This is a genomic window from Rhizobium ecuadorense (genome assembly GCF_001187535.1).
In the GTDB taxonomy this organism is placed as follows: Bacteria; Pseudomonadota; Alphaproteobacteria; order Rhizobiales; family Rhizobiaceae; genus Rhizobium; species Rhizobium ecuadorense.
Genome location: NZ_LFIO01001153.1, coordinates 1 through 338 on the forward strand (window position 1 = coordinate 1; position 338 = coordinate 338).

Consider the following 338-nt stretch of genomic DNA (forward strand, 5'->3'; position numbering starts at 1 on the left):
GGGGTTTTATCGACTTCCGAGATCTCATCCGATTTTTGCATCGATCATTATATAAACCCATTGACACCCCATCGCAACGTGCCTAGCTATTTATGTGTCGATCACTACAGAAAGAGAAGATCATGACAGAACTGGCTGGAAAGCGTGCCCTGGTAACGGGTGGCTCGCGTGGCATCGGTGCCGCCATCGCATTGGCGCTTGCCGACAAAGGCGCTGATGTCGCCATCACCTATGAGCGTTCGGCCGATCGCGCCGCCGAAGTCGTCCGGGCGATCGAGCGCAAGGGCCGCAAAGCGCTTGCCATCCAGGCCGACAGCGCCGATCCGGCAGCCGTGAAG

The 338-nt window shown here is 57.7% G+C and carries 1 protein-coding gene; it reads left to right on the top strand.

What is annotated here, in order from left to right; genetic code table 11:
- Positions 1-122: 122 nt before the first annotated feature.
- A partial coding sequence (locus AF337_RS24615) for an SDR family NAD(P)-dependent oxidoreductase (protein ID WP_152971173.1) occupies positions 123-338 on the top strand: 216 nt, incomplete at its 3' end.